This window comes from Shewanella sp. SG41-4 (assembly GCF_014164505.1).
Classification (GTDB): Bacteria; Pseudomonadota; Gammaproteobacteria; order Enterobacterales; family Shewanellaceae; genus Shewanella.
The window spans coordinates 1-9,181 of record NZ_JACJFI010000174.1; the positions used below are offsets into that span (position 1 = coordinate 1).

Annotated in this window: 7 protein-coding genes; 4 read left to right on the plus strand and 3 right to left on the minus strand. The window is 40.6% G+C overall.

Annotated features, from left to right (window positions below; translation table 11 throughout):
• A partial coding sequence (locus H5202_RS14775; protein WP_182772748.1) for an efflux RND transporter permease subunit occupies window positions 1–2,131 on the plus strand: 2,131 nt, incomplete at its 5' end.
• A gap of 266 nt (window positions 2,132–2,397) precedes the next feature.
• Complete coding sequence (locus H5202_RS14780) at window positions 2,398–5,100, plus strand: bifunctional acetate--CoA ligase family protein/GNAT family N-acetyltransferase (RefSeq protein WP_182772749.1); 2,703 nt, start codon at window positions 2,398–2,400, stop codon at window positions 5,098–5,100.
• Between the two features lie 168 nt (window positions 5,101–5,268).
• Here the strand turns inward: H5202_RS14780 and H5202_RS14785 are convergent, their stop codons facing one another.
• Complete coding sequence (locus H5202_RS14785) at window positions 5,269–6,291, minus strand: GGDEF domain-containing protein (protein ID WP_182772750.1); 1,023 nt, start codon at window positions 6,289–6,291, stop codon at window positions 5,269–5,271.
• A gap of 446 nt (window positions 6,292–6,737) precedes the next feature.
• On the opposite strand from H5202_RS14785, the gene eco reads away from it, so the two are divergent.
• Complete coding sequence (gene eco / locus H5202_RS14790; RefSeq protein ID WP_182772751.1) at window positions 6,738–7,304, plus strand: serine protease inhibitor ecotin; 567 nt, start codon at window positions 6,738–6,740, stop codon at window positions 7,302–7,304.
• 60 nt (window positions 7,305–7,364) lie between these two features.
• Window positions 7,365–7,544, plus strand: coding sequence for a hypothetical protein (locus H5202_RS14795; protein ID WP_182772752.1), 180 nt, complete (start codon window positions 7,365–7,367; stop codon window positions 7,542–7,544).
• Between the two features lie 68 nt (window positions 7,545–7,612).
• Here H5202_RS14795 and H5202_RS14800 read toward each other — a convergent pair whose 3' ends face one another.
• Together H5202_RS14800 and H5202_RS14805 are read right to left on the minus strand one after the other, a co-directional pair.
• Window positions 7,613–7,888: a hypothetical protein gene (locus H5202_RS14800; RefSeq protein WP_182772753.1), complete on the minus strand. Its 276-nt coding sequence runs from the start codon at window positions 7,886–7,888 to the stop codon at window positions 7,613–7,615.
• Window positions 7,885–9,181, minus strand: a 1,297-nt coding sequence (locus H5202_RS14805) for a RecQ family ATP-dependent DNA helicase (RefSeq protein ID WP_182772754.1), incomplete at its 5' end; no start/stop codon positions are given. The genes H5202_RS14800 and H5202_RS14805, both read right to left, overlap by 4 nt.

A 9,181-nucleotide genomic window follows, 5' to 3' on the forward strand; every position in this document is an offset into this window, starting at 1 on the left:
GTTCTTGCGAGTTCGATTGGCTTTTTGGGTGATGATGGGACTGCCTGTATGTTTCTTAGGTACCCTATTGTTTATGCCAATGGCATTTATAGATGTGACCATTAACGTTATTAGTTTATTCGCCTTTATTTTAGTGCTAGGGATCGTGGTCGACGATGCCATTGTGATGGGCGAAAGTGCCCACAGTGAATCAGAAGAGCACGGCCAAAGTATTGACAGCGTTATCCGTGGCGTCAAAAAAGTTGCCATGCCAGCGACCTTTGGAGTACTGACCACCATTGCTGCTTTCCTACCGATAACCATGGACGATGGTCCATCATCAGCATTTGGGCAAGCTATTGGTTTTATTGTTATTTTATGTTTATTGTTTTCATTAATAGAATCAAAATTGATTTTACCGGCGCATTTGGCGCACATGAAAAAGCCAACCATTGTTAAACCCGGCTCTAAAAACCCACTAGATTGGCTTCGTAACGGGGTTAATTTTGTTCAAGGTAAAATTGATCGCGGTTTAACTCAATTTATTAAGTCTATCTATCGCCCTTCCCTTGAATTAGCGGTTGAGTATCGTTACGCGGTTATCATGTTGTTTATTAGCTTGATCTTGGTATGTGTTGGGCTCTATATGGGCGGTTTGGTTCGTTTTATCGGCCAACCAAAAATCCCACACGACTTTCCAAGAGTGACTGTTGAAATGAACGTTGACGCATCAGAAAAATCTACGCTTGCAGCTGCACTGGCCATTGAGCAAACATTATATGATGTTGATAAAAAGATTGAACAGCAATATGGCCAGAAAATGATTTCTGACATGCAGGTTGATCTTAAAGGGCAAACGAAAGCTGAAGTGATGACTAAGTTGGTTGATCCATCAATCAGACCTATGGATACTTTTGCTCTAGCTGAGTTATGGCGTAAAGCGATGCCACAAATTCCTGGTGTAAAATCATTTAGCGTTCAAGACAGTTTAATGGGCGGCGGTCGTGAAGACGGTGACATTAGCTTCAGGCTTGAAGGTAAAGATGAAGCCCAATTGGTTGCTGCATCATTAGCACTAAAAGCTAAACTAAATTCACTTAAAGGCGTTAGCGACGTAAACGACAGCCGTCAGTCAAGCGCTAAAGAAGTGCAGTTCCAATTAAAGCCGTTAGCTAATGCATTGGGCTTGACCTTGGCCAATATCGCCTCACAGGTGGGTAATAGCTTTTACGGTCTTGAAGCACAACGTATTATTCGTAATGGTGAAGAAATCAAAGTGATGCTTCGCTATCCTGAAGAGCAGCGTAATTCAATCGCACTGGTACAAGATGTGATGATTAACACTCCACAAGGTGCAGAGTTACCTTTATCTGAAGTCGCGGAAATAAAGGTGGTACAAGGCGTTAATAGTATCCGCCGCGAAAATGGTAACCGTACTATTAACGTGTGGGCCAACGTTGATGCTGAGCAAACTGAACCCTTTAAATTAGCTAAAGATATCCGTGATAACTTTATGCCTGAATTGTTGATTAAGTATCCGCGGGTACACAGTGAAGTGTCCGGTAATATTCAAGAGCAATTAGACAGCGCGGATACCCAGATACGTGACTTTATCTTATCGCTATTGCTGATTTATAGCTTATTAGCAATTCCACTACGCTCATATATACAACCGATTATGATTATGTCTGTTATCCCGTTTGGAGTAATCGGCTCCGTTCTGGGACACATCATCTTAGGCATCGATTTAAGCGTGTTATCGATGTTTGGTATTATTGCGGCTGCAGGTGTTGTAGTGAATGACTCGTTGGTGATGGTGGATTATGTCAATAACTCCCGCAAAACCGGCGTACCGATGAAAGAGGCAGTGCTCAATGCAGGTTGCCGTCGATTTAGGGCGATAATGCTCACCTCATTGACGACATTTATTGGTTTAGTACCGATTATGGCTGAGACCAGTATGCAAGCTCAAATGGTGATCCCAATGGCGGTTTCATTAGCGTTCGGAGTATTGTTTGCGACTGTGGTGACCTTATGTCTCATTCCATGTTTGTATATTGCGATTGAAGATGGAAAAACATTGATCCGCAAGATTATCAATATTTATGTCCCGGCTTCATCGTCTGCCACTCCAGCAACCGATCAGCATTAAATAATCAATTACTACGACAATGACAAAGGGCCTTAAATGGCCCTTTTTTATTACATTTTTTATGACAGTGACAAAGCTCAGAAATCGAGTCTATCGATGATTTTTGATGATGTGACAATCGATTATGTAAGATTAAGGGAGTAGTTGGTTTTCTTGACAAAATAACCCTTTCGCTAAAAAATTCTCTTTATCGAACTTCGATAAAATAATGTGCTAATCTAGCGTTAATCACCTTGTTTATTGCCAGCCAGCTAAGGTCACACTTTATGAGTCAACGTAGCATTAATGCTCTATTTAAACCCACTTCAGTGGCAGTCATTGGCGCATCTAACGGCAATAAGCGTGCAGGTAAAGCAATCATGAAAAACCTCCTATCAGGTGGTTTTTCTGGGCCAATAATGCCTGTTACTCCCAAATATACCGCAGTAATGGGCGTATTGGCTTACCCCAATATTGAAGCATTACCGATCAAACCTGATTTAGCCATTATTTGCACTAACGCCCTAAAAGTGCCCAGTATTGTTGAACGTTTAGCTCAATTTGGCTGCAAAGTTGCGATTATTATGGCTTCAGGCATGGCATCGCAAACAGATGAACAAGGTAATAATTTACTGGAAATCACCAAACAGTATGCCAAACGATACGGGATGCGTTTATTAGGCCCCAATAGTTTGGGAATGATTTTACCGCCCATAGGCCTCAATGCGAGTTTAGCGCACGCTGGTGCCAACGTAGGCAAAATTGCATTTGTGTCGCAATCTGCCGCCATTTGTACCACGGTACTCGACTGGGCCAATAACAAAGGTATTGGCTTTTCGTCGTTTATTTCGTTGGGGGATGCCACCGATATCGACTTTGATGAATTACTCGATTATTTAGGCCGAGACAGTAAAACCAGCGCTATCATGCTGTACATCGATTCTATTAACGAAAAACGACACTTTCTATCTGCCGCCCGCGCAGCCTCGCGTAATAAACCCATCTTTGTGATTAAATCAGGTCGTAGCCGTGAAGGCGTGCAAGCTGCAATGCTCCATACCGGAGGCATTGGAGGTAACGATGCCGTTTATGAAGCCGCCTTCAGACGTGCCGGTATGTTAAGAGTAAACGATTTAATTGAATTATTTGCTGCGGTAGAAAGTCTTGCTCATTCGACCCCGTTAAAAGGTGAACGATTAGTCATTATGAGTAATGGCGGTGGCCCTGCAGTATTGGCTGCTGATGAGTTAATTATAAAAGGTGGCAAACTGGCACAATTGTCAGATAAAACCGTCGAAGAGTTGAATGCTATTTTACCCAGTACGTGGTCACGACAAAATCCTATCGACATGATTGGGGATTCAGATAGCCAACGCTACGCTGACACATTAAAAGTACTCATGAGCAGTAACGATACTGACACTATATTAGTGCTACATTCGCCATCAGTATTAGGTGAAAGTGTTGATATTGCCAATAGTATTATCGACACCATCAATCAACACCCGAATCGCAATAGAATCAATATGCTCACCAATTGGAGCGGTGAAGACTCAGCTTACTTGGCCCGTAAAAGATTTACTAAAGCTGGCATTCCAACCTATCGTACCCCTGAGGGTGCCGTAAAAGCATTTATGCACATGGTCGAATACCGTCGTAACCAAAAGCTACTCCAAGAAGTACCGCAGTCGATTCCTGATAATATCCCTACTGATAGCAAAGCTGCACGGCTATTACTGCAACGCGCATTGGATAATGGTCAAACAGTGGTTGAAACCCATCAAGCCGTGGATATTTTGCGGGCTTACGGACTCAACACCATTGAAACCCGTTTTGTAAAAGATGTTGATGAGGCCGTTAATGTCGCCAACCAAGTGGGTTATCCTGTAGCGTTAAAAGTGCAATCACCAGACCTACTCTATAAATCAGATGTGCACGGCGTAGTGTTAAATTTAGCTTCTGATGAAGATGTTAGTCACGCCGCCCACTCTATTATTGACAGGGTTCATCAAATTAACCCTTCGGCCAAAATTGATGGATTAATTATTCAAAAAATGGCGTTAACCGCAGGTGCACAAGAAATTAGGGTGTCGGTAATTAATGACCCAGTATTTGGTCCCGCAATCTGTTTAGGGGAAGGAGGTTCTGAATGGGACCCAACACGCGATGCCGCGGTTGCACTGCCACCGTTAAACATGGCGCTGGCTCGTTACATGGTTATTCAAGCACTTAAAACCCATAAGTTGCGCGATCGCCATTTACCTCTCGGTTTAGACATGAACGCTTTGTGCGTGATGCTGACGCAAATATCTCACTTAATTATTGATTGTCCTGAAATTGCAGAAATAGACATTAATCCTGTTTTGGCCGCAGGTGAAAAAATAACCTTATTAGACGTCAATATGCGTCTTCATGACACGCCGCAAGACAATATTAACCGTCTAGCCATTTTGCCTTATCCCAAAGAATTAGAACAAACCGCCACTTTAAAAAATGGTCTTGAGATAATGTTGCGCCCTATTTTGCCCGAAGATGAGCCTAAACACTTAGATTTTGATAATTCGTTAAGTGATGAAGACAGATATAAACGCTATTTTGGAGTGCGTTCGCGAATGACCCATGAAGAAATGGCAGTATTAACTCAAATTGATTATTCGCGTGAAATGGCGTTCATTGCTACTACAATGACAGAAGACGGTGAAGAATTAACATTAGGGGCAGTGAGAGCGTCTATCGACCCTGATAATACCGAAGCCGAGTTTGCTATGGCTGTGCGCAGTAATTATCAAGGAATTGGCCTAGGCAAGTTACTACTGGAAAAGCTGATTGCTTACTACAAAACCAACAATACACTTTATTTGACTGGCTTTACCATGTTTGAAAACCGCAGTATGGCCAATCTCGCCAAGACACTCGGATTTACCGTATCATTTGATATGGAAGAACATTTGATAAAGATGCACATGGATTTACAACCAAAAGCGCAATAACATTTTGGTAGAGTGTTAAATGTAATCAACAGCAGATAAACATAAGCCCACAATGAATCAACCGCTAAAAAGTTGATTGAATGTGGGCTTAATGTTTTTTAAATCAAACATTGGTTACTGCAAACAAGCAAATTAAAAGAGCATCACACCGAAAACCACCGATTAATGTTAACCAAACTTGACGCAATTTTTTCCGGCTGCTTTGGCAATATAAAGTTGTTCATCAGCACGCGACAACAAGGTATCTACATCATCACCAGGTTGAATAGTGGCCACTCCAATAGACACCGTAATATGACCTAGGTTTTGTTTCTTTTCTTTACCAATGGAGAGCTGTTTTAATGAGATTCTTTCGCGTATTTTTTCCGCCACGTTGACTGCATCGGTAAGCTTGGCATTGGGTAACATTACCACAAACTCTTCACCTCCATAACGCGCAACTAAATCATCACCTTTTACGGTATTTCTCATAGCTAATGCCACATAAGCCAACACTTTATCGCCAATTAAGTGGCCAAAAGTATCATTAAACATTTTGAAATTATCGATATCGATCATCAATAAACTGCATACCGTTTGAGTGTCGACAAACTTGGTCACCTGCTCTGCGGCAAATAATTCATAAGAGCGGCGGTTTTTTAACGATGTGAGTTCATCCGTCATAGCCACTTTACTCAAATTTTCCATTTCGTCTTTAAGGTTAGCAACTTCTTCAGATAACGCCTCTAGACTCGCGGACATATGACGATTACTAGTAATGACTTGATCAACTTCGGCGACAATGGAGCCAACGATAAGATTGAGCTCATCAGTATTAGGATTTGTTTGTAATTTTTCGCCAAATTGATTCAGGTTGGTCGAAAAAGATTGTGTACCAACATTTAACTGTTCAATCTTATTGAGTAAGCTGTTTATCAGGATTTGAGTTTCAATTTGGACGTTTTCAATAATTTCTGGTGATTGTTCTTCTATGAAACGATTATATAAACCTAAATTAACTTCGGGCGTAAATTGAACACCATTAGCAATTAAACCATCAATCGCGCGTTTTAGATTAAGGTTACTCTCAGCAAAATAATCAAACCAAATAGCATAGTTTTCAGGCGTTACCGGAATAGATAAGCTTGCCATCTTGGGTAACGCTAAATGCAATATATGTGAAGTTTGTTCAAGGTTGTGGGTATTATGCATCTAAGACGATACCTTATTAATAAATACAATGTGTCAAAGGTTATCAGTATGTTATGTCATACTTATGAACTAAACTCAATTATTGATGCTTCTGTTGCACAATAAACAAGCGTAAATATAATTTATTCATTTAACCCTTTTCATATCAATCAGCGTTTACACTAAATAACTCATGTCAACTCTGACTAAAACAGCGAGTAAATGAATTTTTAAATGCCAAACTTGCCATAGATTGCTTATAGGGGCCATTGGTAAGTAAAGCAAGGCTATAGTAAATGAATGCGGTATAGCTCGTTAAGTAAAAGAAGATTTTGCCCCTAGTTCTGAGGTTAATAGCGATTAACGGAGATAAGTACACAGTTAAAGTTAGCGTTTTTGTGTACATACGGACAATACAATGCCGTTTTATGTGAGATGGTATTACATGCACTTTATAAGGACAGAATATGAAACGACTCAGTCTTACTGACAACATCAAAATCGTGATGACTTTTACTATTATTTTGGCTGGAGTCAGCTCGTTTGGATCGAGAGCAACCAGTCCCGTTGACAATAATTACCTTAACACGCTGAAAATTAACAGTACGGTTATGGATGTTTATCAGTATCAACCACAAGAGGCCAGTAAAATGTATCCAGCCCCCACAGCGGGAATGGTACAACATATTCTTACCTTGCCTGCACTGGCAGATGAGCATGATTACATGCTTGAAGTACAAATAGGCCAAAATAAAATTATCGATTGTAATAAGCCAAAGCTGATCGGTGAAATTGATAAATTATCTTTAGCTGGCTGGGGGTATGTCTATTACCAAGTCAATAAAGTGATGCAAGGCCCGACCACCAAAATGATGTGCACTAATGCCAAATCAGCTCAATTTATTGTGCTTAATGAAGCCCTTACATTAGGCTATGACAGTCGTCAACCGAAAGTGTTTTATTTACCAGAAGGAACCGATTTACGATATAGAATATGGAAAAAGGCAACCGAGTTTGTTTTTAGTGGCCAATAACGTTTCGACGTAAGAGCTTATACTTATACTCGGGCTACTTTGTTAATCCGTGGATCATTGATGTCTATTAGATATGTACGAATCGACCCTTGCAGACTTGCCATTGTGGGAGCTGCAGCAAGAACAATGACATTAGTCGAGCGGATTGATGCTAGGGATGAGACTAAACTTGTTCAATGGCTAATCGATACAATTGCCATGCTTGACAATGTGACACAAAAACCACAAACCATTGAATAACAAATAAAAAAACACTTTTAATACTCAACACACCGACAAACTAGTGTGCTGAGCTTAATATATTTAATTTAGTAACGACGAACTCTTACCACTTGCATTATTTCAATTTCAAATCCACCGACGACTTCTTTTGACGGGTAGTAAATTAAATTCACTTTATGATCTAACAAACTCTTAAAACGTTGAGGTCGCTTGTATTTAAATGGTACATCGCAATCTTTAATCATTAACGTTTGCACCACCCAGTCTCCAACTTGCCGTTGAATATGGGACACCACCGTCACGCCTTCACTTTGTATTAACTCACCGTGTCGCTCTAACAGTATTTTAGGAACCGGTTTCATGAATTTACCTTCTTAACAGTATCCAGAATATCTTGATATCGATAAGCACTAAAACGTCCAAATCCATCTAATTGTTTAACTTTCAAACGACTAAACATTGGCATTATCATACCAGCAAGAAACTTAGCCTGCGTGGCAATGGTTGGAGTGGTTAACGATTTTGATTGAGCCACTAAGATTAACGGTTCAAGCAATGTTTTCACTGTGGCAGAGTCTGGTAACGGAGCCACAGTTTGTTTGGATAAGACGGCAATTTGCCCACGACAAACGCTGCAATGACCACATACTTGTGGCACTGAGTGGTCATCAAAATAGTGAGCTAAATTTGCACTTAAACAACGATCAAGTTCAAAAAAATCGACTAGCTTACCAATCCGCACAATCTCTTTATGTTCATTCTCACTAAAATATTGACTGAGTTGCTGGGTCAATTGTTGTAATTGCTGCGATGTCGCTAATGCCTGCTGTTGTACATCATACACTTGAGTGATTTTTTTTGTCTCAAGAATTATCATATTCTGTTCAGCTAAATAGTCTAATGCAGCAACAACGCGCTGCCGTTCACAACCATGTTGTTGATATAAACTGTCAAAATCTAGCTGGCCCCACACCTTTTTAAACTGTGTATGGGCAAATATCTGACTCAAGAATTGCTGGCGCTGATCGTTAAATCGATTGAGAATGGTTTGCTGGTCTTCAACAAACCGATATTTAAATTCAGCAAAATAAGCATAGCTTGGACGGATCACGCCTAATAGTTCTAACTGCACAAATAACGTTTTCAACGGCAATGAACGAATGTTACAAGCTGAAGACAATGGCGTTTCTTGCACTTCCCAGCGGCCGCTTTCAGCTTCAGATGCGATAATGCCTAATAATTGACCTATATTATCGGCTTCTGGTGTATCACCGTAAACAAAATTTTCAACAGTATTTAATCCATCTAAATTTGCTAACGTTACACAGTGAGCTAACAAACCATCACGCCCTGCTCGACCGATTTCTTGGCTGTAATTTTCAATCGACTTTGGTAAATCAAAATGGATAACAAATCGAATATCGGATTTATCAATGCCCATGCCAAAAGCGATAGTCGCCACAATCACTTGAATGTGGTTCTGCATAAATTGTTGTTGAATATGTTGCCGAACGGTTTGATCCATACCTGCATGGTACGCTGCAGCATTAATCCCTTGACTGATTAAGTGCGCTGCAACGTCCTCAGCGGTTTGCTGTAGGGTTACATACACTATGCCAGCACCCGAATAGTGTTTTACGGTATGTGCAAGCTGG

Excerpts from the sequence above, each read along its gene's own strand:
- H5202_RS14785 (WP_182772750.1), bottom strand. The coding sequence starts at position 6,291 with ATGCATAATACCCACAACCTTGAACAAACTTCACATATATTGCATTTA.
- H5202_RS14780 (WP_182772749.1), top strand. The coding sequence starts at position 2,398 with ATGAGTCAACGTAGCATTAATGCTCTATTTAAACCCACTTCAGTGGCA.
- H5202_RS14795 (WP_182772752.1), top strand. The coding sequence starts at position 7,365 with ATGTCTATTAGATATGTACGAATCGACCCTTGCAGACTTGCCATTGTG.
- H5202_RS14800 (WP_182772753.1), bottom strand. The coding sequence starts at position 7,888 with ATGAAACCGGTTCCTAAAATACTGTTAGAGCGACACGGTGAGTTAATA.
- eco (WP_182772751.1), top strand. The coding sequence starts at position 6,738 with ATGAAACGACTCAGTCTTACTGACAACATCAAAATCGTGATGACTTTT.